Raw genomic sequence first — 25597 nt, 5'->3', positions numbered from 1 at the left:
TGAAATAAACTGACATACTAGACAACACAATTTCCATAAGAGCATTGCTTTGATAAAAAATGTAAGGTTTTTGTTAAGGTAAGGGTATCAGTAGGTCTAAAGTTATGGTTAAACTTACTGAACGAAAAAGAACGTTCCAATAGAATAAAATAAGAATTCTATTATATAAAATACAAAAAAACCTCCTATAAATGTGGATTTATCACACATAAATAGGAGGTTTTAATCTTAATCGTTTGTACGACTTAATTCATGTAATTCAGACCCTCAAAAAGTGCCTTGTACGACACAATTCAGACGAATTTAAATTACTTCTTCAAGTTATAAAAGCTCTTTAAACCATCATAGATAGCTAAATCGCCTAGTTCGTCTTCGATGCGTAGTAATTGGTTGTACTTCGCAATACGGTCTGTACGAGACATAGAACCAGTCTTGATTTGGCCAGCGTTTGTTGCAACAGCGATGTCAGCAATTGTTGCATCTTCTGTTTCACCAGAACGGTGAGAAACAACCGCTGTGTAACCAGCACGCTTCGCCATTTCGATCGCATCAAAAGTTTCAGTTAATGTACCGATTTGGTTCACTTTGATTAGGATTGAGTTACCAACACCTTGTTCAATCCCTTGAGCAAGCTTCTTCGTGTTTGTTACGAATAAGTCATCCCCAACTAATTGAACCTTGCCACCGATACGCTCAGTTAATAGCTTGTGGCCATCCCAGTCGTTCTCGTCTAATCCATCTTCGATTGAAAGGATTGGGAATTCATTAACTAGCTCTTCGTAGAAATTAACCATTTCTTCAGAAGTTAAACCTGTACGGCCCTCACCAGCTAAATCATATTTCTTTGTTTCTTTGTTGAAGAATTCAGAAGAAGCAACGTCCATTCCTAAGAAAATGTCTTTTCCAGCTTCATAACCAGCAGCAGTAATCGCTTCAATGATAACTTCTAGTGCTTCACGGTTAGAACCAAGGTTTGGAGCGAATCCGCCTTCGTCACCAACAGCTGTATTTAAACCTTTTCCAGATAAAACTTTTTTCAATGCATGGAATACTTCAGCACCCATACGGATTGCTTCTTTAAATGTTGGAGCACCAACAGGTAAAATCATGAACTCTTGGAAATCAACGTTGTTATCAGCATGAGAACCACCGTTGATGATGTTCATCATTGGAGTTGGTAATTGCTTCGCATTGAATCCACCAAGGTAACGGTATAATGGAAGACCTACGAAATCTGCTGCTGCATGCGCACAAGCCATAGAAACACCAAGAATCGCATTTGCTCCTAATTTCCCTTTGTTTTCAGTACCATCTAATTCGATCATTAAACGGTCGATTCCAACTTGGTCAGTTACGTCTAGACCAATGATTTCTTCAGCGATGATGTTATTTACATTATCAACTGCTTTTTGAACTCCCTTACCAAGGTAACGAGACTTATCTCCGTCACGAAGTTCAACTGCTTCGTATTCACCAGTTGAAGCACCAGATGGTACTAAGGCACGACCAAAAGCACCTGATTCAGTTAAAACTTCTACTTCTACAGTTGGATTACCGCGGCTATCTAGCACTTCACGTGCGTATACATGTTGGATATAAGGCATATTCATCTCTCCTAATAATATTATTTTTTAATTAAACTAGTACCAGTCATTTCGGCTGGCTTTTGCAAATTCAATAAATCAAGCATCGTTGGGGCTAAATCTCCAAGAATACCGTCGTTACGTAGTTCTAACCCTTCCTTCGTTACAATGACAGGAACTGGGTTTGTTGTATGGGCCGTCATCGGATTGCCTTCCATTGTGATGACTTCATCGGCATTTCCGTGGTCAGCGGTAATAATCGCTGCTCCGCCCTTTTGTAAAATTAAATCAATGATGCGACCTAGACACTCATCTACTGTTTCAATCGCTTTAATCGTTGGCTCGAGCATACCAGAATGCCCAACCATGTCAGGATTCGCAAAGTTTAAAATAATTGCATCTACACTATCTGCTTCAATTTCACCAATCAAAGCATCTGTTACTTCATATGCGCTCATTTCTGGCTTCAAATCATACGTAGCAACCTTCGGTGAGTTGATTAAGATCCGCTTTTCACCAGGAAACTCTGCTTCACGTCCTCCACTCATAAAGAACGTCACATGTGGATACTTTTCAGTTTCCGCAATGCGGAGCTGCTGCAAACCATTTTGAGATAACACTTCTCCAAGTGTATTATCCAAGTTTGTTGGTTTGAATGCTACATAGCCATCTACTGTCTCACTAAAGTGGGTCATACAAACGAAATACAGGTTCTCAGGATGCTTTGGTCCACGATCAAAGGAACGGAAATCCTTATTTGTGAACGTGTTTGAAATCTGAATCGCACGGTCAGGACGGAAGTTATAGAAAATAACCGCATCATTATCCTGAATCCTCGCAACCGGCTCTCCATTTTCCTTCGTGATAACTGAAGGAAGGACGAACTCGTCATAGATTCCATTTTTATATGAATCCTCGATTAATTCTAATGGATCAGAGTATGTTGGACCTTCACCATACACCATCGCACGATAAGATTTCTCTACACGTTCCCAACGCTTATCACGGTCCATGGAATAGTAACGTCCAGAAATGGTCGCAAACTCTCCAACACCATACTCCTTCATTTTCTCCAATGTTTCTTTCACATATGTAGGCGCCGTTTGCGGACCAACATCGCGACCATCTAAGAAGCCATGTACGTAGACTTTCTCCACACCTTTTTCAGCAGCCATCTTTAATAAGGCATACATATGCTGAACATGACTATGAACACCACCATCGGATAGTAAACCGAAAAGGTGAAGATTCGTACCGTTCTTTTTCGCATGATCCATAGCACCATTGATCGTTTCGTTTTCACCAAACTCCCCATCACGGATGGCAACATTCACACGTGTTAAACTTTGGTACACAACGCGACCGGCACCGATATTTAAGTGCCCAACCTCTGAGTTCCCCATTTGTCCTTCAGGAAGACCCACTGCCTCACCTGAAGCCGTCAATTGAGCATGAGGGAATTGCTTCCAAAGACGATCAAAATTTGGCTTGTTTGCTTGGGCAACGGCATTTCCCTTAACCTCGTCACGGCAAGCAAATCCATCCAAAATAATTAATGCAACAGGTGCCTTACTCATACTGTCCTGCCTCCAATAGTTGAAGGAATGAGCTTGCTTCTAAGCTTGCTCCACCCACGAGGGCACCATCAATATCAGGCTGTGCCATATATTCTTTAATATTAGCTGGCTTTACACTACCGCCATATTGAATGCGTACTGCATCTGACACGTCTTGTGAAAATTGCTCAGCTACAACGCTACGAATATGAGCACATACTTCATTTGCATCCTCAGCGGTGGAAGATTTCCCCGTACCGATCGCCCAAATTGGCTCATACGCAATAACCGTTTGCTTTACTTGTTCGTCTGTTAGGCCAACTAATGCTTGTTTTACTTGATTTCCAACAAGTTCATTTGTTTGACCTGCTTCGCGCTCTTCTAATGTTTCGCCGCAACAAACAATCGGCGTTAACTGATGCTTGAATGCTGCTAACGTCTTCTTGTTAACGGCATCATCTGTTTCATTGAACATTTCACGACGTTCAGAGTGACCAAGAATAACATATTTCACACCAAGATCAGCTAAAGCAACAGGGCTAATTTCGCCTGTAAAAGCGCCACTTTCTTCAAAGTGCATGTTTTGAGCACCAATTTCCACGTCATATTCTTTAGACAGGTCAACAAGACTATCTAAAAATAAGGCAGGTGCACAAATAACTGATTCTACTTTATCTTTTGCTGGAACTAGGCCTTTTACTTCCTCCAAAAAACTTTTCGCTTCAGAGATCGTTTTATGCATTTTCCAGTTCCCTGCAATTATAGGTTTACGCAAAAGAATTCATCCTTTCTTATTTATCATTAAGAGCAACGACACCTGGAAGCTCTTTTCCTTCCATAAATTCTAAGGAAGCACCGCCACCTGTAGAAATATGGCTCATTCGATCAGCAAGATGGAATTTCTCAACTGCAGCCGCAGAATCTCCTCCGCCAATCACGGAATATGTATCATTTGCTTCTGCTAAGCTTTCCGCTACCGCTCTCGTACCGCCTGCGAATTTATTGATTTCAAATACACCCATCGGTCCATTCCAGATGACAAGCTTTGAATCTTGAATCACTTGTGCATAAAGTTCACTTGTTTTCGGTCCAATATCAAGTGCTTCCCAATCCGCAGGAATTTCTTCGATTGCAACAACCTTTGAATTGGCATCCTCAGAAAAATCATCCGCTACAATGACGTCAACTGGCATATAAAACTTTACGCCTTTTTCCTCGGCCTTTTTCATAAACTCTTTCGCTAAATCAATTTTATCTTCTTCTAAAAGAGACTTTCCTACCTCATGACCTTGAGCCTTCACAAATGTATAAGCAAGCCCTCCGCCAATAATTAAGTTATCCACTTTTTCTAAAAGATTATCGATAACACCGATTTTGTCCTTAACCTTTGCTCCACCAATAATGGCTGTAAAAGGTCTCTCAGGATTGGACAATGCCTTCCCAAGTACGTCTAATTCCTTTTCCATTAAAAGGCCTGACACAGCTGGTAAGTGATGTGCAATTCCTTCTGTAGAAGCATGGGCACGGTGCGCAGCTCCAAAAGCATCGTTTACATACACATCCGCTAACGCAGCAAAGTTTTTCGCTAATTCAGGATCATTTTTCTCTTCACCAGGGTAGAAGCGCACATTTTCAAGAAGAAGAACATCTCCATCATTCATTTGAGCGACTTCTGCTTGAACTGCCTCACCGTAAGCTTCATCTGTTTTCTTTACTTCTTTTCCAAGTAATTCAGATAAACGCTTTGCTACTGGAGTTAAACGCATTTCTTCTACAACTTGACCTTTTGGACGTCCTAAGTGGCTCGCTAAAAGCACTTTTGCACCTGCATTCACTAAATACTGAATCGTCGGAATCGCTGCTTTAATACGCGTTTCATCGGTAATCTGGCCATCTTTCATCGGAACATTAAAATCTACTCGGCAAAAAACGCGTTTGCCTTTTAAATCAACATCCTTAACACTCTTCTTGTTCATTTAAAGACCTCCTTGTTATAAGAGATTACATAGAAAAAGGAGAGGGGAATCTTCCCCGCTCCCCGCTTTCAAGTCATTCGACTATTAACACCTTTTAGCAATGCACAAATGGTGGAAAATTTATGCATGTTTTCCCTTTTCCATTATAGACATACAGATGTTAATATTCACATGATTTTTATGAAAAAATGGTTAAATTATAGACCTTTTTGTGCAAGGTAATCTACTAGGTCTACAACACGGTGAGAATAACCAGACTCGTTATCGTACCAAGAGATTACTTTAACCATGCTACCTTCCATTACCATTGTTGAAAGAGCATCGATTGTTGAAGAATATGGGTTACCATTGTAGTCACTAGATACTAATGGCTCTTCGCTGTAACCAAGAATTCCTTTTAATTCACCTTCAGCTGCTGCTTTAAGAGCGCTGTTTACTTCTTCAGCAGTTACGTCTTTGTCAAGCTCAGCAACTAAGTCTACTAAAGAAACGTTTGGAGTTGGAACACGCATTGCTCCACCATTTAATTTACCTTTTAATTCAGGTAATACAAGTGATACTGCCTTTGCAGCACCAGTTGAAGTTGGAATGATGTTTTCAGCTGCTGCACGAGCACGACGGTAGTCCTTATGTGGTAAGTCAAGGATTTGTTGGTCATTTGTGTATGAGTGAACAGTTGTCATCATACCACGCTTGATGCCAAATTTATCGTTAAGAACTTTTGCAAATGGAGCTAAACAGTTTGTCGTACAAGATGCATTAGAAATTACATGGTGGTTAGCCGCATCATACTTGTCATGGTTAACACCCATTACGATTGTAATATCTTCTTCAGATGCTGGAGCAGAAATAATAACTTTCTTTGCGCCTGCTTCTAAATGTTTCGCAGCGTCAGCACGCTTTGTGAAACGACCAGTTGATTCTACAACCACTTCAACTCCAAGGTCTCCCCATCCAAGTTGAGCTGGATCACGCTCAGCAAGAACCTTAATCTTTTTGCCACCTACTACTAAAGAATCTCCATCAACAGATACTTCTTGATCAAGAACTCCGTGTACAGTGTCATATTTTAAAAGGTGAGCTAGCATATTAGCATCTGTTAAATCGTTAACCGCTACAATCTCAACATTTGAATTTTTTAATGCTGCACGTAATACGTTACGACCTATTCTACCAAAACCGTTAATACCAACTTTTACTGCCATTATAATTTCCTCCTCAAATTTATAAATTTGGCTAATTATTTTTAGCCTTATTAAGTAAAGTTCACTAAGTGAAATTTACATATTTAACAATTCCTTTGCGGCACCTTCATCCGTAATTAAAATCGTGTTCGGCCGCACTTGCTTCATATAGGAGCGTATGGCTTTTGCCTTTGAGGCACCTCCAGCTACTGCAATAACATGTTCAACATTCGCTAAGTCGTCCAGTTGCATTCCAATGGTATGAACTTTATGAACGATTTCCCCCGCCTCATTGAAGTAGTAACCAAACGCTTCACTGACCGCTTTTCGCTCAAGAAGCTTCGCCACGTCCTCAGGACTTGTTTTCCGGCGTTCCGCCATTGTAATAGCATCTCCAATTCCATGCAAAACAATGTTAGCAGATTTAATTAAGGTCAAAACCTCATGAATGAGTGGTTCTTTCACAATCGTTTGATACATCTCGCTACTTACTTGGTCAGGAACGTAGAGAACACGATGCTTGGCCTGTGTTCTTTCAGCCATTTTTGCACAGATGGTATTGGCTTGATTTTGAACATCTTCCCCAATTCCACCTCTTGCCGGAACGAAGACCATATCCTTGCTTAATTCTGGAGTTAACATTTCTGCGACAGCTGCCATGGTAGTTCCCCCAGTAACAGCAATAATATTTTTTCCTGCAAGCATGTCTTTCATACAATTCGCACTAGCTCTGCCTAATTCACTTTTTACCCACGGAGAATCATCACTATTTCCTGAAACAATGATTACTTTTTCAACCCCGAGGCTTTTCTGAACTTGAAGTTCTAATGAGTTCAAACCTTTAAGTTCTCTCATCGTACTTGTAAGTCCCTCTAATACTTTTTGCCCCTCAGTCGTTAAGCTCATCCCCACACTAGTAATGCGAATCAGGTTTTGCTCTTTTAGCAGCGTAACTTCAGCTCTGAGAATTCTTTCCGTTATCCCTAAACTAACGGATAAACTCCTTCTCCCAACTGGTTCCATCAAACTTATGTATTGCAGAATGTCAAATCGTCTTTGCATAACAGGAAGTAAATCAGGTAATAATCTTTTTTGAATATCAATCAATGAGTATTTCATGATTTGCTCCTTTTATTCGAGTGGTCTTTTTTTGTCCCCTATGGACATATTATGTCCCGCTTCATCCAAAAAAAATCACCCTTGCCACAAGTTCATTCTAGCAGAGGCGATCCGAGATTTCAACTTAAATAACTTGATTTATTTTTTCTTAACAAATCTTCAACAAAAAGTTCATCAATATGACCAAATTGAACTTCTTCTCCATTTATTTCTACGACTGGAATCATCAGTCCATACTTTTCCGTTAATTCATCACTACTGTCAATATCTGCTTCCACATAACGAAAAGCATGCTTTTCCTTTAATTTTAAAAGGGTAGCCTTTGCCTTTTCGCAAAGATGACAGCCATTTCTTGTGTATAGCTTTACAATGGTTTCCATAGATTTTTCCCTTTCAATCATAACGTTTCCTTTTTGAAGAGGATGGGATTCCAAGTTGATCCCGATACTTCGCAATCGTTCTCCTTGAAACGACGATTCCGTGCTTTGTATTAAGCACTTTAACGATCTCCTGATCGGATAGGGGTTTTTGCTTATTCTCTTCTCCAATTAGTTTGGAAATAATGTCCTTCACCTGCTGAGACGAGGTACTTTCATCAGAAACCGTTTGAATCGTGCTCGAAAAGAAGTACTTTAATTCATATAAACCAAATGGCGTTTGCGCATATTTTTCTCTCACGGCACGGCTAACCGTTGATTCGTGAACGCTAATCTCTTCGGCGATATCACGCATCGTCATCGGTTTTAAATAGGCTGGACCTTTGATAAAAAAGTCATGTTGTTTCTCAACAATTTTGATCGTTACTTTCGTGAGCGTTTCTTTTCTTTGTTCAAGCGCACGAACAATCCAAAAGTAATCCTGTTGCTTCTCATATAAAAAGCGATTAACTTGCTTGTCTTTGTAGGTGGAAAATTGCTTGTAATATTCATCATTAAAACTTATCTTCGGCAACACTTCATCAAAAATGCTGATCGCAAATGCTTCCCCATCCCACTTTACCACTACGTCTGGCGTTATGTAGACTGATTTTTCATCTTGAAAAGCGATCGCTGGTCGCGGGTTTAACGTTTGAATAAAATCAAATACTTGCTGAATCTCCGCAAGTTGGACACCAAGGATTTTCCCAAGTTCCTTCCACTTTTTATCAGCAAATAAAGAAAAATGCTCCTGAACAATCATTACAGCTAGCTCATATTTCTTTTCAAGTCTTTGCAACTGGAGGTACAAACATTCCTTTAAGTCCCTTGCCCCAATGCCAGCTGGGTCCAATTCTTGAATCAGGTTTAAGCACGTTTCAACCTGCTCATTTGTAGCTTTTATACTTTCGGCGATTTCTTCGATTGTGGCACAAAGATAGCCATTTTCATCAATATTGAAAATAATTTCTTGAATAATATGCCTTTGCTCATCGCTTACTTGCTTCATATTTATTTGTGATAAGAGATACGAATCTAATGATTTGTTCTCTGTTCCAATTTGTTCAATCCAACTTTGTTTGTCCTTCTCCACTTTTACCGTCTTCTTCGTGGAACGATCTTTCCTCGGATCCATCGTCCGGACATGTTCAGCTTCAATTTTTAATAGGGGATTCTCATTTGCCTTCTCCTCCAAAAAAGAAGTCAACTCTTGTGTGGAGTATTGCAACAAGGCAATCGCTTGAGATAATTCTTGCGTCATCGTCAACTTCAGAGTTTGTTGCTGCCATAAACCAGGCTTCAAATTCATCTCATATCCCCCCTAGTTCTATTTTACCTGAATAGTGGGGATAGGTGAATTGAAATGTTTATGAGATAGGAGATGGATATAATTATTGGGTTCCGGGAGAAGTCTTGGCTTTTTTATTTTTATATGCATAAGCCAAGAAACCACAGGCTAGAATATCATTATCATTATAGAAGGTCGTGTGCTCATGCTAACCAATATATTTTTATGGTCCATGTTAATTCTGCCTTGGTTTCTTTTATATTTTTTAGATATACAAAGGGCTAAATCTTTTATCCCTGGGGGATTAATAAGTGCTTTGCTAGTGACTATATTTTTTCAGTTCTATCAAAGATATGAACTTGTTGAGGTTAGCAAAACCATTTTCCCCTTAACCAATACGACTCCATTCGTTTATGGGTTATACATTGTTTTACCAACCATTTTTTTATACTTTACATTCGGAAACTTTTGGCTATATATCATCGTAAATTCCATAAGCGATGCAATTTTCTCTTTTGGAATCATGAATTTCTATGAATATTTAGGGATATACAAAATGAATGAACATTTCCATTTTGTGATTTTCATAAACAGTGTTATCTGTGCATCACTTATCTATCTTTTTCAAAAATGGCAATACATCGATCCATATAAATGAACTTCATTCTTTTTAAAGGCAACAAGTTTCTTAGATTTATCAACAATAGTGTAAACCATACAAAATGAATAACATATACTAAACCGATATAAAGTTCGCTTTTCGCCATGTTATGATTAGAGCCTAGATTGGCTCTTTTTTGCTGTAGATGCCATAAATGACAGATAGCTCGAATTGGTAACCGGATAAATCCACGTTATTAAATACATATGTCAAACATCTAAGTCATTAATAATTTTTTTAAGAACTGCTCAGAGGGATTCAGCTCATGAGAAAAGATTTCGATGAGACCAATCGTTTTAAAGAAAACCCTTTAAAAGCAACTTCGAGGAGTTAAATAAAAAAACTGCTCCCCAGGCGAAATAGCCATAGATGAGCAGTCTTTAAACGAACTTATTTTTTCGTTTCTAAATTATTGCGCGTAATAATATGGTCAACTAGACCGTATTCTTTTGCTTTTTCAGCTGTCATGAAGTTGTCACGGTCTGTATCCTTAGAGATAACGTCAAGTGGTTGACCTGTGCGTTCTGATAAGATTCCGTTCAGTTTTTCACGAAGGAAAAGAATGCGTTTTGCCGCAATTTCGATTTCTGTTGCTTGACCTTGAGCACCACCAAGCGGTTGGTGAATCATGACTTCAGCATTTGGAAGCGCGTAACGCTTACCTTTTTCTCCAGCTGCTAAAAGAAAAGCACCCATGGAAGCGGCCATCCCGATACAAATGGTTTGCACATCAGGCTTTAAATATTGCATCGTATCATAAATAGCCATACCAGCAGTGATACTTCCACCTGGGCTATTAATATAAAGAGTAATATCTTTTTCTGGATTTTCAGCTTCTAAGAAAAGTAATTGAGCTACAATGGAGTTAGCGACATTATCATCAATCGCACTTCCAAGCATGATGATGCGATCTTTTAAAAGACGAGAATAAATGTCATACGCACGTTCACCACGATTTGTCTGTTCAATAACTGTAGGGATCAAATTCATTTTTATGTTCCTCCTTTGAATGGTTATCGATTTCTTCCATAAAAAATCAGTAAAGCGTAAGTATACTGTTATGTATGTTATGATACACTGATAGTCAAAAAAGGTCAAACAATACGATTGGATATTCTTAAAGATTTATTCGACTTTTTTCACCATGGCATTCTATGTATAATCCCACTTCTCATCATAACCAAACTTAGATGATTTAAACACATGGAATTGTAAAAGGGGAGAGATTTTGACCCTTGAAAAACCACAAAACATGGCATATAATAGGGAAGCGTCTAAAAATGACGGATTTTAAATTTGCCCTCGTGGTGCAACGGATAGCACGTAAGATTCCGGTTCTTAAAATGGGGGTTCGATTCCCTCCGAGGGCGTTACAATAGTCAATGTGTTCCTATGTTTGTATGAGTTTTCTACAAGCATAGGAACTTTTTTTAAAAGTTCTTTTGGGTCCTCTAGAAATACATCTTTCTAATCGCTCTTTCCCTCATGATTCTCACCCCTGATCACTTCAACAAAAAACACACCACCATGAACTCCAACAAGCCAACGTAAAATAAGCAGAGGTTTTCCGGTTATATATAGAACAGAGCTCATTTCGGTGTATATAAGGGAAGAAATTCCGCTTATGCCGTGCGAAATTGCCATTTTTCACATTTTTGGAGTCAATAGGCGGAAATTCTCCTGCTATATAGGCTCTTTTTCATGATATTTGCTCATTAAGCGGAATTTTTCCTTTTATGGTATCAGCATCAGCTCAAGTGCCTGTATGCACAACCCAAAAAAAAGAAGCCGCCAGCACCATAAACCCTAGCAGCTTCCCCCTTTTCGAAATCGATTCTTAATCCTGTTGCACATATTTAGCAAGTGCTTCTAATGCTTCTTGCTCATCGCTTCCTTCTGCGATTAACTTGATATCTGCGCCTGAGTTAATGGCGAGGCTCATAAGTCCCATAATGCTTTTGGCATTGACTTGCTTACCGTCTTTTTCGATGAATACATCTGATGAAAAACGTGTTGCCTCTTGGACAAACAAGGCAGCTGGGCGTGCTTGCAAACCCGTTTTAAGTTTGACTTCAACCTTTTTCTCTACCATATCCTTCTTCCTCCCTGAAAAGTCTCTCTTTGTTTCTCTATATAAAAAATGAATTTCAAATGTTATTGAACAGGTTCTCCTGCTCGAAGCTTATCAGCAATTTCGTCAATTTTTCTGAGGCGATGGTTAATGCCTGATTTGCTTATTTGACCACCTGATACCATTTCTCCAAGCTCTTTTAAGGTAACATCCTGATACGCTACTCGTAATTCAGCAATTTCTCTTAATTTATCCGGTAGAATTTCCAATCCGACCGTTTGCTGAATGAAGCGAATATTTTCGACTTGCCTCAACGCCGCTCCAATCGTTTTATTCAAATTAGCGGTTTCACAATTGACTAATCGATTGACTGAATTTCTCATATCGCGAACAATGCGGATATCCTCAAATTTAAGTAAAGCATTATGGGCACCAACGATATTTAAGTACTCGGTAATTTTCTCCGCTTCCTTCAAATAGGTAATATACCCCTTTTTCCGCTCTAATGTTTTACTATTCAAATCAAAGGAATTCATTAATTCGCAAAGGGCATCATTATGCTCTTTGTAAAGAGAGGCTATTTCTAAATGATAGGAAGATGTTTCCGGATTATTTACCGATCCTCCAGCTAAAAATGATCCCCGGAGGTAGGAGCGTTTGCAGCATTTCTTTTTCACTAAATCCTTAGAAATATCATGAGCAAACACAAAGCCCTCCTGGAGAATTTTTAAATCCTCCAAGATTTCTTTTGCTTGCTGTGAAAGCCTTACAATGTACACATTATTCTTTTTCAATCGCATTTTCTTACGGACTAATAATTCAACTTGAGCGTCATAATTCTTTTTCAGTAATGTATAAATTCTTCTTGCGATGGCAGCGTTTTCCGTTTGCACATCTACGACAAGCTTACGATTGGAGAAGGATAAGGATCCATTCATTCGAATCAGCGCTGATAATTCAGCTTTACCACAACAGTCCTTTATTTCTAAGTTTGTTAGCTCTTTCTTTGTTTCTGAAGCGAATGACATCCCTATACCCCCTAAAGCACGACAAACTGAATCAAGTTGGATTCATTTATTTACGCTTTAAATCTCTTTTTGGTTTCATTTAGTAAGATCGAATATAAAATATTGGCCACTTCTTTCGTATCATGACGGATGACACCATTTTCAAGTGTCATAATCTCTCCTTGAACGACCTCAAGCCCCAATTCATATAATTGATTGAAATCAAAGTGAACAGGCTGTGAATATTCTTCGCTGTATCGACTTAAAATCGAATCTGGGATATTTTCGCTGTTCACTAATATCGTATCTAAAAATTTGCTCTTCATATGATCATATAACGCGCTCACATGGTCACTTGCTGTGTAATCTAATGTTTCACCTGCTTGTGTCATGAGATTGCATATATATACTTTTTTCGCCTTAGCCCGACAAATCTCCTGCCCCAATTTCGGTACGAGAAGATTAGGAAGAATACTTGTATAAAGACTCCCCGGACCAATGATGATCAAATCAGCCTGTCTGATCGCATGGACCGTCTCCGGTAATGGATGGGCAATTTCCGGCGTTAAAAAGACACGCTTTATTTTTTTCCCTGAATAAGGGATCTTCGATTCTCCAGAGACAATCGTTCCATCCTCCATTTCTGCATGTAGGACAACACTTTCACCTGCTGCAGGTAAAACTCTTCCGTTTACATTTAACACTTTACTCATTTCTTGAATCGCATGAACGAAATTACCTGTAATCGATGTCATCGCAGCGAGAATTAAGTTCCCTAATGAATGACCCGAAAGTTCATTTGATGTTTTAAAACGATGCTGAAACATCTCTTCAATTAACGGCTCTACGTCGGATAAGGCAGCTAAAACATTACGAATATCACCTGGTGGAGGAATATCCATATCATCCCTTAAACGTCCAGAGCTTCCTCCGTCATCGGCGACTGTTACCACAGCGGTAATATCAAGGGGATACTTTTTTAATCCTCTTAATAAAACTGGTAGGCCAGTTCCGCCTCCGATGATGACTATTTTGGACTGTCCGCTTTTGGTCATGTTGTCTTTTCCTTTCTCCTTTCAATATCTCGATGTGACGCTCGCGTATGATAATCGTTTTCAAAATAACGAGCAAGATATTCCGTTAAAGCGACAGAACGATGCTGGCCACCTGTACATCCAATAGCAATGACGAGTTGGGCTTTTCCCTCTCGTTTGTAATGAGGCAGCATAAAACTCAATAAACTAATGACCTTTTCCAAAAACTTATTCGTCTCATTCCATTTCATAACATAGTTATAAACCTCTTCGTCAAGTCCTGTCTTCGGCCTCATATGATCAATATAATGAGGATTTGGAAGAAAACGTACATCGAAAACTAAGTCAGCATCGATCGGGATTCCATGCTTGAATCCAAAGGACATCACATTGACAGTGAAAGTAGATTTTTTATTAACAGAGAATTCTTGGATAATGCGTTCGCGTAGTTCCTTCGGTTTTAGCTTTGAAGTGTTGTAGATGATTTGAGCTCTCCCTTTTAACTCTTCTAACAGTTCTCTTTCTGACTGAATTCCTTCAAGCGGAAGACCTGATGGAGCAAGAGGATGGGATCTTCTCGTTTCTTTATACCGTCTGACAAGACTAGCATCATCCGCGTCTAAAAACAAAATTTGCGGGGTGATCCAAGCGGTTTCTCCTAGCTCATCTAATGCTTTAAATAAATGGTCAAAAAACTCTCGTCCCCTTAAATCCATTACTAAGGCAACCTTATTCATCTTACTGCCAGAATCCTTCATCAATTCAAGAAACTTCGGTAACAATGTTGGCGGTAAATTATCTACGCAGAAAAAGCCAAGATCTTCAAAGCTTTGAATTGCAACAGTTTTTCCTGCACCTGACATCCCTGTTATGATGACCATTTGTGTATCATTAACTGCTCCGGTACTCATATTTATTCCCCCATTCATTTGTTTCACTAAGAGTGCCGTTTGTAGTTATGGCGAGTCTATTTCTTCGGCTGTTCTTGTATAGATTATGTTTCCCACCAAAGTTTTACTTCTGACTTGGATCATAAAGAATAAAAATTTGAGTAAATGTCACAATGGCTGAAGTAATTTTCCTCACCATTATGATTTCTAATAAAATATGCTGAAGAGTTATAAAAGGATAGTGTAATTTCCCCTTTTAGCTTGGGTCTAAACGGTATTGTAGAAGCTTAAAATCTTCTGTATAGGTAAAGGTTCCGTAAATAATTCCTTTTCCCTGTACCATATAATCTAATATATGATAGTCGCCCTCTGCCATTGGTAAATTTTTGATCTCTTCAAGAGGATGCCACGACAATTTTCCTTCCTCTGATTCATCCAAGTGAATTCCATCAGCATTCTCTGCAAAAAAGGTAAACATCATCCATTCGGATAACACTTGGTCTCCATCCTTCATAATGAACGTAAAGATTCCCTTAAGATGTGGGTTTTTCAAATAAATACCTGTTTCTTCTCTAAACTCCCGAATACAAGAATCTCGAACAGACTCACCAGGCTCCATTTTCCCACCTGGCGCAACCCACCAGCCACGCTTTGGCTTTTGTAATAATAGAACTTTATCATCTTTCATCAATACACAATTGGTTACCCGTTGCATTTACTTCACCTCAGTCATCACACCACAAAATTATAAACTTTCTTCAACCTCTGTGAGATTTACTCAATGTACAGCCTTTCACATTATTATACTATTTTTAACAGATCGTCACAATGAATAGGAATTCAAAAAGAAAAGTGAAAGCGCCTGAACGCCACAGCAAGCTCTTCCTACGAGTCGTTCAGTTACCTGAAGTTTACGAAGCGCTAGAAGCTAATATTCTCCGAACAAAAAAAGAGCACAAGTTTCCTTGTGCCGTCCAAGTGTATATATTTTAAAAGGGGGTCAATTTCTACTCTTATCATAACGAATGTTTATTTCACTACTGTTACAATAGAATTAAAAGGGAGTAACGTTTTGTAAATAATGGGGCATTTGGTAAGTTATAACGATTTTTTTGTTTGTTTAAAAGAAAATCTCACTTTTTCCATAAAAAAAAGCCGTACTTTTGTACGACTATCGATTTATTATGCTTTTGCTTTTAAAGATTCTTGAAGCTCTTCCACATAATGCTGGGCGCTTTGAGCAGCAATACTTCCATCACCAGTAGCTGTGACGATTTGACGAAGCATTTTTTCACGAATATCCCCAGCTGCGAAAATACCTGGCACACTTGTTTCCATCTTTTCATTCGTTACAATATAGCCATTTTCATTGGTTATTCCAAGGGTTTCAAATGGCTTTGATAAAGGAATCATACCGATGTAAACAAAGACACCATCAGTTTTAAACTCTTGTTCTGTTCCGTCAACGGTTGAAACAAGGGTTACACTACCGACTTTCCCGTCTTTATCATGGATTTCTTTTACTGTATGATTCCAAATAAAATCAATTTTTTCATGGTCAAATGCACGTTGCTGAAGAATCTTCTGTGCTCTTAATTCATCACGACGATGGACAATTGTCACCTTAGAAGCAAAACGAGTTAAATAAACACCCTCTTCAACAGCAGAGTCCCCGCCACCGACAACTAATAATTCCTTCTCTTTGAAGAAAGCACCATCACAAACCGCACAGTAAGAAACGCCTCGTCCACCTAATTCTTTTTCCCCAGGAATGCCCATCTTTTTGTATTCAGCTCCTGCAGAAATGATGACAGCACGGGCTTTATATTCCTTCGAACCAGCCTTGACGGTTTTGTATTCTTCACCATCTATTATTTCTTTAATATCTCCATATGCATATTCAGCACCAAATTTCTTAGCGTGCTCGAACATTTTCGTAGACAAATCTGGTCCTAAAATATGGTCATAACCAGGGTAGTTTTCCACTTCCTCTGTATTCGCCATTTGCCCACCAGGAATTCCTCGTTCAATCATTAAAGTTGAAAGATTTGCACGAGATGTATATACAGCAGCAGTCATTCCCGCTGGACCAGCACCTGCAATAATAACATCATAAATTTTTTCTTCAGACATGTTATCCCACTCCTTTACGTAGCATCCCATTAACATGAATAGTATTCCCTACCTATCCATATCCTATAAAATAATAGCCGCATAGTCCATCGTTATGCTCAATTGCAGAAAAAGAAAAAATCGGACCTTAAGCCCGATTTAAGTCTTCTAGTAATTGATTAACAATTTTTACATACTTTTTCATCGTAGTGACAGACAAGCCATATTGTTCGGCGAGAGTTTGTTGAGAAACTTTTTCCTGACGAAACTTTCTCCAAATATAATCGACAGCGGATGCATAGGCTTTTTCATTTTTCGGAAGGGACTCATTCTCATACATCGCGACAGCAATGGAAAACCACATCATATAGAGCTCAGCTTCATCTGTCGGCTGATGGAATTGGTAAAATTCACTGGCAATATTATGAGCAAGCGGTGCGACTTTCTCTTCTTTGAAAAGATATTTCGCATATTCCTTCTCTAAAATCGTCTCTCCATCATAAGAAGAAAGAAGCTCTTCTTTTTCATCCGCTAGTGATGTTAAAAACAAGCCAAATAGCCGTTCTTCTACTTGTTCACTAGCCAATTGCTTTTTGATGGCATCTACGTTTTGATGATTTGTCCCTTTATTCCAAGGCTCTTGCCCTTCTTTTTCCGGGTTAAGCTGAATGACTCTCTGCCAACTCTTTTCAGCGGTTTGCATTCTTCCAGTATGATAAGCGGAATAAGAAAGCCAATAATAGAAAGGCCCTTCCCCATCAAAACCTTGTTTAAACAACTTTTTCAGCCAAGAGTATGCCATGTCATAATCTCCAATTAGCGCAAAAGTTGTCCCAAGCTTAAATTGATGCTCAGTAGATATAGGCTTGATTTTTTCTAACAGCTTTGTGTAATCCTTTACTGTTTGCCAATCATTTTCGTAAAAAGCAAAAACGGCTTTGTTACACAAAGCATGCAAATTTCCGTGATTTTTTTCTAATACTTCATTTAAGATATCATCCGCTTTTTGCGGTTCCCCTAAATAATAGTACGCTAAGGCGAGATTATTATAAGCAGACCAGTATTCTGGGTACTTTTCAATGACCTCTTTCAGAAGAATCGACGCTTTTTGAAATTCTCCCAATTCAAGCAACTCTCTTGCTTCTTCCTGTTTGGAAATTAAGTCATCTTGCTCATATAACTCTTCTTCCATGTCTTCGCCTTCAAGCATTAAAAGGTCTAACAGATCTTCCGCATCCTCTGCGAATTCTCCATCTCCTTCTAACTGCATATATAATGAAGCATGATGGAACGCATCTTTAAATAAACCAAGATGGGCATAATTATTGGCGAGAAAATAGTGGCATTCCATCATCTGCTCATCCCATTCCTCCAAAATCATATGAAGGAGACGATTCGCTTCTGCGTATTCCCCATTTTCCGATAAAATAATCGCCAATTGACATGCAATCATCGGTTCCCCTGGCTCAAGCTCCATCGCACGCTCTAGATATTTAATTGCTTTATGATTATCTCGACGCTGGTAAGCCTTAAGGCCTTTTGCGAAATAGTACTCACCAGTCGGAGTGAATGATAGTAATATTCCTGTTGTTTTTGTTGCTTCAGAGTCTTTACTCATGAAATCCTCCATCTATCTCAAGATATACCAATGAAGTATATCATACAAACAAGTCATTTGGTAAGGGTGTTTACAAGTCTTATCTCCCATTAGAACTGCCAAATTTTGTGGATTATGGTAGAGGGACGAGGATTGTACCCGGGATTGCGGGGGTTTTAATGGGTTATTGCGGGTATTTTGGCGATCATTACGGGGGTTTGCGGTTTTATTGCGGGTAATTCGGCGATCATTGCGGGGGTTTGCGGTTTTATTGCGGGTAATTCGGCGATCATTGCGGGGGTTTGCGGTTTTATTGCGGGTAATTCGGCGATGATTGCGGGGGTTTACGGTTTTATTGCGGGTAAATCGGCGATCATTGCGGGGGTTTGCGGTTTTATTGCGGGTAATTCGGCGATGATTGCGGGGGTTTAAGGGGTTATTGCGGATTTGGGCATGTTCGACCTAGATTCAGGCATTGTGCAATACAAAAAAAAGACCAAACCTATAAAGTTTGGCCCACTTATTTCTCCACACCTTCATGCCGCTTATGTAGCACTTTCAATACTTCTGAAAAAGGTAACTTTTGCTCTTCTAACAGAACCAACAAGTGATAAATCAGGTCGGCCGCTTCCCATTTCAGCTCCTCCGCATCACGGTTTTTCGCTGCAATGATGACCTCTGCCGATTCTTCCCCTACTTTCTTGAGGATTTTATCGACTCCTTTTTCAAATAAGTACGTCGTGTACGCTCCCTCAGGACGTTCCCTTTCACGAAGATGAATCACATCCTGCAACGATTGCAAAATTTGATAATCCGCAAGATTGCTAGTGGACGCAGAACTTTCTCCAAACACTCCTTCAACAAAACAGCTTGTTGTTCCATTGTGGCAGGCTGGTCCTTTCGGTTCAACAAGAACGACGAGAGCATCTTGGTCACAATCAAATTTAATCTCAGTAATGGTTTGAGTGTTTCCGCTCGTTTCTCCTTTATGCCACAACTCCTGACGGGAACGGCTGAAAAACCACGTTTCTTTTGTTTCAATTGATTTCTCTAAAGACTCTCGATTCATATAAGCAAGGGTGAGAACTTCCTTTGTAGTGGCGTCCTGAACGATTGCTGGAATGAGACCTGCTTCATCAAATTTTAAGTTATCGATATTCATCTCACATTCACACCTTCACTTTTTAAAAATGTCTTCACTTCTTCAACCGATGTTTCCTTATAATGAAAGATCGAAGCCGCTAATGCAGCGTCTGCTAACCCTTCCCTAAAAGCTTCAACAAAATGTTCGGCATTTCCTGCCCCTCCAGAGGCAATGACCGGAACCGTGACCACTTCACTAACCGCCTTCGTAAGAGCCAAATCAAATCCATCTTTTTCGCCATCACAATCCATACTCGTTAACAGAATTTCTCCTGCTCCGAGCCGCACCGCTTCCTTCGCCCATTCGATGACCTCGTAATCTGTCGCTGTTCTACCACCATGAGTATACACCCTCCACGAACGAAGCTCAGGATCATACTTTGCGTCAATCGCCACGACAATACACTGAGCTCCAAAAAAGCGAGAGCCTTCCGTAATCAAGGAAGGACGCAGAACTGCCGCCGTATTTAATGAAACCTTATCCGCCCCAGCCCGCAAAATCCGTTTCATATCATCGAGGGAATTAATGCCCCCACCGACGGTAAAAGGGATCGCCAATTCTGAAGCGACTTCTTTTACGACTTCCACCATCGTTTTTCTTCCTTCATGGGAAGCGGAAATATCTAAAAAGACGAGCTCATCAGCCCCTTGCTGATCATAAAATCGAGCCAATTCAACCGGATCGCCCGCATCACGAAGTTCCACAAATTGAATCCCTTTGACAACCCGACCTTCTTTTACATCAAGACAGGGAATAATCCGTTTCGTTAACATCTACTCTCGCACCTCCTGCAAAGCCTCTGGAAGCGTAAACTTCCCTTCATATAGTGCTTTGCCAACAATCGCTCCAAGCACACCGTTTTCTTCACATTCCTTTAAAGCAGCTAAATCGGCTAATTGGCTCACTCCTCCTGAGGCGATGACTTCTTTCTTTGTCACAAGAGCGAGCTCACGAACAGCTGCAAGATTAGGACCAGATAGCATTCCATCTGTCGCAATATCGGTAAAAATAAACGTTTCCGCTCCAGCATCGGCAAATCTTTTTCCAACATCAACGGCTTTCATTTCTGAAGTTTGAAGCCATCCATGGGTTGCAACATAGCCATTTTTCGCATCAAGCCCTATCGCAATCTGGCGGCCATATTTCCGCACCATTTCGATCGCAAATTCTGGATTTGAAATCGCCACACTCCCAATAATAACCCGCTCCACCCCGTTTTCAAGATAATGATCAATATCTGATTCGGCACGGATGCCCCCGCCAATTTGAACCTTTGCCTTCAGCTTTGCCGCATCTAACACGAATTGATCATTCACTCGTTTGCCGTCCTTTGCTCCATCCAAATCAACCATATGGATCCAGGTTGCCCCTTGCTCCGCAAACCGTTGTGCCATTTCGAAAGGAGAATCGCCATACACCGTTTCCTTATCATAATCCCCTTGAAGGAGTCGGACGCATTTCCCGCCGCGCATATCGATTGCTGGATATATGGTAAAAGTCATTGCTGAATCGTCCTTTCCTTCGTTAATTGTGTAAAATTGCGCAGTAAACTCATGCCGAGATTCCCACTTTTTTCAGGGTGAAACTGCATCCCATATACATTGCCCTTGCCCACCACTGCCGGTACCTCGACATCATAGTCTGAGCTTGCGATAACAACATTTCGTTCTTCAGTGTTGACATAGTAGGAATGCACAAAATAGACGAAATCCTCCTCGGTCTCATGAATAATAGGTGAACGATTCATAAAACGCAAACGATTCCAACCCATGTGCGGAACTTTGTAGGGCTTTCCATCCTTTTCCCCAGAAAAACGAATGACTTCTCCTGGGATAAGCGCTAGTCCTTTCGTTAACCCATTTTCTTCACTTTGTTCGAATAAGAGTTGCATCCCTAAACAAATGCCGAGCAGCGGTTTTCGATATTCCTGAATCATCAAAGATAAGCCCGTTTCATTTAATCGTTCCATGGCATCTTTAAAGGAACCGACGCCTGGTAAAATAAGGGCATCTGCTGCCGCAAGTTCCTCTTTATCTTCTGAAACAAAATAGTCGACCCCGAGTCGCTCCAATGCCTTACTAACACTGAATAAATTGCCCATTCCGTAATCAATAATACCGATCATTTATAACATCCCCTTTGTTGAGGGAATTCCTTTAATTCGTGGGTCAATCATAGTTGCTTCGTCAAGTGCTCGCCCTAATGCTTTAAAAATTGCTTCAATGATGTGGTGCGTATTCTGACCGTAATGCACAATAACATGTAAATTCATTCTTGCTTCTAACGCCAGCTTCCAAAGGAATTCATGAACAAGCTCTGTATCGAACGTTCCCACTTTTTGGCTTGGAAACTCTGCCCGCATTTCCAGATGAGGTCGATTGCTTAAATCAACGACTACTTGAGCAAGTGCTTCATCCATTGGTACGAAGGCATTTCCATAACGTTTAATCCCTTTTTTATCCCCTAACGCTTCCTTTAACACATGTCCAAGACAAATCCCGATATCCTCGGTTGTATGATGATCATCGACTTCTGTATCGCCATTGGCTTGAATGGTGAGATCAAACTGTCCGTGCTTTGTAAATAAATCAAGCATATGGGTTATAAAAGGGACGCCTGTCTCCAAATTAGAAATCCCTTGTCCATCTATGTTCAAGGCTAACTCGATATTGGTTTCATTTGTTTTACGGGTAAACTTAGCGATTCGCTCCATTTTGTCATCCTCCATTATTTCAGACGTTCCTCAACAGCACGGGCATGTGCTTCTAATCCTTCTTGTCGTGCAAAGGTAGCAATTTTTGCCCCATTTTCTTTCAAAGCAGCTTCACTATACATAATAATGCTCGATTTCTTTTGAAAATCTTCTACATTTAATGGACTGGAGAACCTCGCCGTTCCATTCGTTGGTAACACATGATTCGTGCCAGCGAAATAATCACCGACTGGCTCAGAACTAAATCGTCCGAGAAAAATCGCTCCTGCATGCTTAATTTTCCCAAGTAATGCCATCGGGTTTTCTGTAATCACTTCAAGATGCTCTGGCGCCAACTCATTGACGGTTTTCACTGCTTCATCCATATCACGAGCGATATAAATCGCTCCATAATCAGCAATCGCTTTAGCTGCAATATCTCTTCTCGGAAGGTCAACAAGCTGTTTGACCACTTCAACAGCTACATTTTGTGCAAATGTTTCAGAGGTTGTCACCAACACACTTGAAGCACGCTCATCATGCTCTGCTTGTGATAATAAATCGGCCGCCACTTCATTCGCTCTTGCCGTATCATCTGCGAGGATCGCAATCTCACTTGGTCCAGCAATCATATCAATATCGACATCCCCATAAACCTCCCGCTTAGCAAGAGCTACATAGATGTTTCCTGGACCTGTAATTTTATCAACCGCTTGAATTGACTCCGTTCCATAGGCAAGTGCTGCGATGGCCTGTGCTCCACCAACTTTATATATTTCTTTCACCCCTGCTAAATGCGCAGCTACTAATACCGATGCTGGAATCTTGCCATTTTTGTTAGGTGGAGTAACCATCACAATCCGTTCGACTCCTGCTACTTGAGCGGGAATAACATTCATTAATACCGACGAAGGATAGGCTGCCGTTCCCCCTGGCACATAAACTCCAACTGAATCAAGGGGAGTGACCTTTTGTCCAAGAATCGTTCCATTTTCCTCTGTCGTCATCCACGATGAGCGCAATTGCTTTTGATGATAGGTGCGGATATTTTCAGCCGCCTCCTGCATGATTGCGATCATTTCCTCACCCATATCGGCAAAGGCCTCATCCAGTTCCTCAATCGTTACCGTGAATGAATCGAGTAGGGTTCCATCGAACTGTTCGGTGTATCGTCTTATCGCTCCGTCTCCTTCGGCCTTCACATTTTCGATAATCGCTTTAACTGCCAGAAGTTGTTCGTCCGTTCCATTATCGACACTTCTTTTTATAGAAAGAGATTCAGTTACTCTCTGGATATTCATCACACTTACATCCTTTCGCTATGACTTTATCACTTTGCTTTGAATGACCTCTGCTAATCGATCGACTAGTTCATTGACACGCTCATCTTTTATGCGGTAACTAACTGGATTGACTATTAATCTTGATGTAATATCAATGATTCGTTCGTATTCCACAAGCCCATTTTCCACAAGCGTTCTTCCTGTTGAAACGATATCGACAATTCGATCAGAAAGCCCGATGAGTGGGGCAAGCTCAATCGAACCATTCAGCTTAATAATTTCGACCTGTTCCCCTTGCTCTCGGAAATAGCGAGCAGCGACATTCGGGTATTTCGTCGCGACCTTTGGAGCCACATCATTCATTTTCGTATTCGGAAGTCCTGCCACAGCCAAATAGCATTGGCTAATATTCAAGTCTAGCAATTCATAGACATCTCTTTCTTCTTCCAGCATGACGTCCTTCCCAGCAATCCCCAAATCAGCAACTCCATGCTCCACATAAGTGGGGACGTCCATCGGTTTCGCTAAAATAAAGCGAAAACGCTCTTTCTCTACATCAATAATGAGCTTGCGCGAATCTTCAAATTCTGGAGGAAGCTGAAAACCAGCTTGCCGTAAAAGTTCTGCTGCCTCCTCAAATATTCTCCCCTTTGGCATCGCAATCGTAATGAACTCTTCCATCTTCAAGACCCCTTCCCCGCTTTTCCAATTAAAAAGGCGACTTCAGCAAATTGGTCTGTAAAAGCATCGATATTTTCAACCCCATTTATATCTTGTAAAAGGGTTTTAATTCCCTGGCCTCGTTTATCTCTAGCTAGTTGGTAAGCTTCCTTTCGTCTTTCCCCGCTAAATAAAATACAGTGGGTGTTCGAATCACGTTTCAATTCGCCTAATGCTTCTAGAATCCGGTCCAACCGCAGGGCAAACCCTGTCGCCCCCGTCGTTTTGCCAAATTTCTGAAGAAGAAGATTATAACGTCCCCCATTGCCGATTGGAAATCCAACCTTATCCGCATAAACTTCAAATAAAATTCCTGTATAATAGCTCATATGGCTAACGAGCGTTAAATCAACCTTGAGATTGGCTTCTTCCCCGTAATCGACGACAATGTCCCAAAGCTGCTTTAGCTTCAGAATCGCTTCTCTTCCTTTTTCGTTTTCTATTAAACTGAGAGCTTGCTCAATCACTTCTTCTCCACCTCTAAGTTTTAAGAAATCGAGAAGACGCTGCTTATCGATGGAAGAAAGATTCAAGCTTTTCACATGTTCTCGGTACCCTACAAAGTTTTTTTCATATAAAAACTTCGTCAAAGCACGGGCTCTTTCCTCTGTACCCAAAATCTGTAAAAAGAATTCTTTCACAAAACCAATATGACCAACTGAAATCTGAAAGCTTCTGATTCCTGCTTCTCGTAAAGCCGAAACCATTAAAGCAATCACTTCCCCATCTGCACTGACCGACTCATCTGCAATGGCCTCCACTCCGATTTGTTCAAACTCTGCAGGTCTTCCACCTTCTCGTTGTTGCGCACGGAATACACTCGTTGAATATGCAAGTCTTAAAGGTAGATCCTCTTGCAAAAGCTTAGAAGCTGCCACTCTCGCAATCGGCGCGGTCATATCCGGGCGTAAAACCAATGTATGGCCTTGATTATCAAGGAGCTTGAATAGTTGTTGATCGAGGATGGCTGATGCTGCTCCCACCGTTTCGTAATATTCTAATGTGGGCGTATCCATAAATTGATAGCCCCACAGTTTCATTTCTGATTCAATCGCATTTTTCACCTGACTTTTTGCTTCATATAGTTCAGGCAATGTATCTCTCATCCCTAATGGCTTCTCAAACATAAACAGCTGACTCATCCAATTCCCACCTTTTTGTGTCCATTCACTTTAGAGCTCTTTAGTTCGTTCTAGATCACTTTACTACGTTTTACTTTAGTTCGCTAATGTATTAGCAAAGTGAAGTTATTAGTAGTTTACTC

25 protein-coding genes and 1 tRNA gene are annotated in these 25597 nt (G+C 40.3%); 2 read left to right on the top strand and 24 right to left on the bottom strand.

Features of this window, described 5'->3' with window-relative positions:
- Positions 1 to 308: 308 nt before the first annotated feature.
- The 9 genes from eno to clpP form a co-directional block, all read right to left on the bottom strand.
- Positions 309 to 1604: a phosphopyruvate hydratase gene (gene eno / locus AA0X71_RS03390; protein ID WP_413359224.1), complete on the bottom strand. Its 1296-nt coding sequence runs from the start codon at positions 1602 to 1604 to the stop codon at positions 309 to 311.
- A 20-nt stretch (positions 1605 to 1624) separates the two neighbouring features.
- On the bottom strand, positions 1625 to 3160 hold the full coding sequence (gpmI, locus tag AA0X71_RS03385; protein ID WP_413359221.1) for a 2,3-bisphosphoglycerate-independent phosphoglycerate mutase: 1536 nt from the start codon (positions 3158 to 3160) through the stop codon (positions 1625 to 1627).
- Positions 3153 to 3914, bottom strand: coding sequence for a triose-phosphate isomerase (gene tpiA / locus AA0X71_RS03380; RefSeq protein ID WP_413359219.1), 762 nt, complete (start codon positions 3912 to 3914; stop codon positions 3153 to 3155). The genes gpmI and tpiA overlap by 8 nt, the downstream gene beginning before the upstream one ends.
- Before the next feature lie 16 nt (positions 3915 to 3930).
- Positions 3931 to 5115, bottom strand: a complete 1185-nt coding sequence (locus tag AA0X71_RS03375) for a phosphoglycerate kinase (protein ID WP_413359216.1) — start codon at positions 5113 to 5115, stop codon at positions 3931 to 3933.
- Positions 5116 to 5312: 197 nt separating this feature from the next.
- The gene (gene gap, locus AA0X71_RS03370; RefSeq protein ID WP_413359213.1) at positions 5313 to 6320 is read right to left on the bottom strand and encodes a type I glyceraldehyde-3-phosphate dehydrogenase; all 1008 of its coding nucleotides are present in this window, start codon (positions 6318 to 6320) and stop codon (positions 5313 to 5315) included.
- Positions 6321 to 6395: 75 nt separating this feature from the next.
- On the bottom strand, positions 6396 to 7418 hold the full coding sequence (locus AA0X71_RS03365) for a sugar-binding transcriptional regulator (protein WP_413359211.1): 1023 nt from the start codon (positions 7416 to 7418) through the stop codon (positions 6396 to 6398).
- Positions 7419 to 7537: 119 nt separating this feature from the next.
- Positions 7538 to 7798, bottom strand: coding sequence for a glutaredoxin family protein (locus AA0X71_RS03360; protein WP_413359209.1), 261 nt, complete (start codon positions 7796 to 7798; stop codon positions 7538 to 7540).
- A 13-nt stretch (positions 7799 to 7811) separates the two neighbouring features.
- The gene (gene rpoN, locus AA0X71_RS03355) at positions 7812 to 9143 is read right to left on the bottom strand and encodes an RNA polymerase factor sigma-54 (RefSeq protein ID WP_413359206.1); all 1332 of its coding nucleotides are present in this window, start codon (positions 9141 to 9143) and stop codon (positions 7812 to 7814) included.
- Positions 9144 to 10173: 1030 nt separating this feature from the next.
- Positions 10174 to 10773 carry an ATP-dependent Clp endopeptidase proteolytic subunit ClpP gene (gene clpP / locus AA0X71_RS03350; protein WP_413359203.1) on the bottom strand — a complete coding sequence of 200 codons (600 nt, stop codon included), beginning with the start codon at positions 10771 to 10773 and terminating at the stop codon, positions 10174 to 10176.
- Between the two features lie 308 nt (positions 10774 to 11081).
- Between clpP and AA0X71_RS03345 the strand changes: the two genes are divergently transcribed.
- A tRNA-Arg gene (locus tag AA0X71_RS03345) sits at positions 11082 to 11153 on the top strand.
- A gap of 467 nt (positions 11154 to 11620) precedes the next feature.
- On the opposite strand, the gene AA0X71_RS03340 is transcribed toward AA0X71_RS03345, so the two are convergent.
- The 7 genes from AA0X71_RS03340 to AA0X71_RS03310 all read right to left on the bottom strand — a co-directional run bounded on the left by AA0X71_RS03340 (position 11621) and on the right by AA0X71_RS03310 (position 18515).
- Positions 11621 to 11875: an HPr family phosphocarrier protein gene (locus AA0X71_RS03340; RefSeq protein ID WP_413359200.1), complete on the bottom strand. Its 255-nt coding sequence runs from the start codon at positions 11873 to 11875 to the stop codon at positions 11621 to 11623.
- A gap of 62 nt (positions 11876 to 11937) precedes the next feature.
- The gene (whiA, locus tag AA0X71_RS03335) at positions 11938 to 12882 is read right to left on the bottom strand and encodes a DNA-binding protein WhiA (protein ID WP_413359197.1); all 945 of its coding nucleotides are present in this window, start codon (positions 12880 to 12882) and stop codon (positions 11938 to 11940) included.
- 50 nt (positions 12883 to 12932) lie between these two features.
- The gene (locus tag AA0X71_RS03330) at positions 12933 to 13916 is read right to left on the bottom strand and encodes a gluconeogenesis factor YvcK family protein (RefSeq protein WP_413359192.1); all 984 of its coding nucleotides are present in this window, start codon (positions 13914 to 13916) and stop codon (positions 12933 to 12935) included.
- Positions 13913 to 14806 (bottom strand): RNase adapter RapZ, encoded by an 894-nt coding sequence (gene rapZ, locus AA0X71_RS03325; protein ID WP_413359189.1) that lies wholly within the window; start codon positions 14804 to 14806, stop codon positions 13913 to 13915. The genes AA0X71_RS03330 and rapZ overlap by 4 nt, the downstream gene beginning before the upstream one ends.
- Before the next feature lie 235 nt (positions 14807 to 15041).
- On the bottom strand, positions 15042 to 15500 hold the full coding sequence (locus tag AA0X71_RS03320) for an NUDIX hydrolase (RefSeq protein ID WP_413359187.1): 459 nt from the start codon (positions 15498 to 15500) through the stop codon (positions 15042 to 15044).
- A gap of 467 nt (positions 15501 to 15967) precedes the next feature.
- Entirely contained in the window at positions 15968 to 16948 is a 981-nt protein-coding gene (gene trxB / locus AA0X71_RS03315; RefSeq protein WP_413362453.1) for a thioredoxin-disulfide reductase, read from the bottom strand.
- Positions 16949 to 17045: 97 nt separating this feature from the next.
- The gene (locus tag AA0X71_RS03310; protein ID WP_413359185.1) at positions 17046 to 18515 is read right to left on the bottom strand and encodes a tetratricopeptide repeat protein; all 1470 of its coding nucleotides are present in this window, start codon (positions 18513 to 18515) and stop codon (positions 17046 to 17048) included.
- A gap of 177 nt (positions 18516 to 18692) precedes the next feature.
- Here AA0X71_RS03310 and AA0X71_RS03305 point away from each other — a divergent pair, with 177 nt between their 5' ends.
- The gene (locus AA0X71_RS03305) at positions 18693 to 18926 is read left to right on the top strand and encodes a hypothetical protein (protein ID WP_413359182.1); all 234 of its coding nucleotides are present in this window, start codon (positions 18693 to 18695) and stop codon (positions 18924 to 18926) included.
- Positions 18927 to 19014: 88 nt separating this feature from the next.
- Here AA0X71_RS03305 and hisIE read toward each other — a convergent pair whose 3' ends face one another.
- From hisIE to AA0X71_RS03265, 8 genes are read right to left on the bottom strand one after another with little or no spacing between them, the layout of a single operon-like run.
- Entirely contained in the window at positions 19015 to 19656 is a 642-nt protein-coding gene (gene hisIE, locus AA0X71_RS03300) for a bifunctional phosphoribosyl-AMP cyclohydrolase/phosphoribosyl-ATP diphosphatase HisIE (protein WP_413359178.1), read from the bottom strand.
- Complete coding sequence (gene hisF / locus AA0X71_RS03295) at positions 19653 to 20411, bottom strand: imidazole glycerol phosphate synthase subunit HisF (RefSeq protein WP_413359175.1); 759 nt, start codon at positions 20409 to 20411, stop codon at positions 19653 to 19655. The genes hisIE and hisF overlap by 4 nt, the downstream gene beginning before the upstream one ends.
- Positions 20412 to 21140, bottom strand: a complete 729-nt coding sequence (hisA, locus tag AA0X71_RS03290) for a 1-(5-phosphoribosyl)-5-[(5-phosphoribosylamino)methylideneamino]imidazole-4-carboxamide isomerase (RefSeq protein ID WP_413359173.1) — start codon at positions 21138 to 21140, stop codon at positions 20412 to 20414.
- Positions 21137 to 21763: an imidazole glycerol phosphate synthase subunit HisH gene (gene hisH / locus AA0X71_RS03285; RefSeq protein WP_413359170.1), complete on the bottom strand. Its 627-nt coding sequence runs from the start codon at positions 21761 to 21763 to the stop codon at positions 21137 to 21139. Before hisH ends, hisA begins: the two co-directional genes overlap by 4 nt.
- On the bottom strand, positions 21764 to 22351 hold the full coding sequence (gene hisB / locus AA0X71_RS03280; RefSeq protein ID WP_413359167.1) for an imidazoleglycerol-phosphate dehydratase HisB: 588 nt from the start codon (positions 22349 to 22351) through the stop codon (positions 21764 to 21766).
- A gap of 14 nt (positions 22352 to 22365) precedes the next feature.
- Positions 22366 to 23631: a histidinol dehydrogenase gene (hisD, locus tag AA0X71_RS03275; RefSeq protein ID WP_413359164.1), complete on the bottom strand. Its 1266-nt coding sequence runs from the start codon at positions 23629 to 23631 to the stop codon at positions 22366 to 22368.
- Between the two features lie 18 nt (positions 23632 to 23649).
- Positions 23650 to 24294, bottom strand: coding sequence for an ATP phosphoribosyltransferase (hisG, locus tag AA0X71_RS03270; protein ID WP_413359162.1), 645 nt, complete (start codon positions 24292 to 24294; stop codon positions 23650 to 23652).
- A 2-nt stretch (positions 24295 to 24296) separates the two neighbouring features.
- On the bottom strand, positions 24297 to 25475 hold the full coding sequence (locus AA0X71_RS03265; RefSeq protein ID WP_413359160.1) for an ATP phosphoribosyltransferase regulatory subunit: 1179 nt from the start codon (positions 25473 to 25475) through the stop codon (positions 24297 to 24299).
- Positions 25476 to 25597 lie beyond the last annotated feature (122 nt).

Source organism: Robertmurraya phoenicis (assembly GCF_047302285.1).
Lineage (GTDB): Bacteria > Bacillota > Bacilli > Bacillales > Cytobacillaceae > Robertmurraya.
Note: the sequence above shows the minus strand (reverse complement) of the source record. Positions and strands in the feature narration are given on the sequence as shown.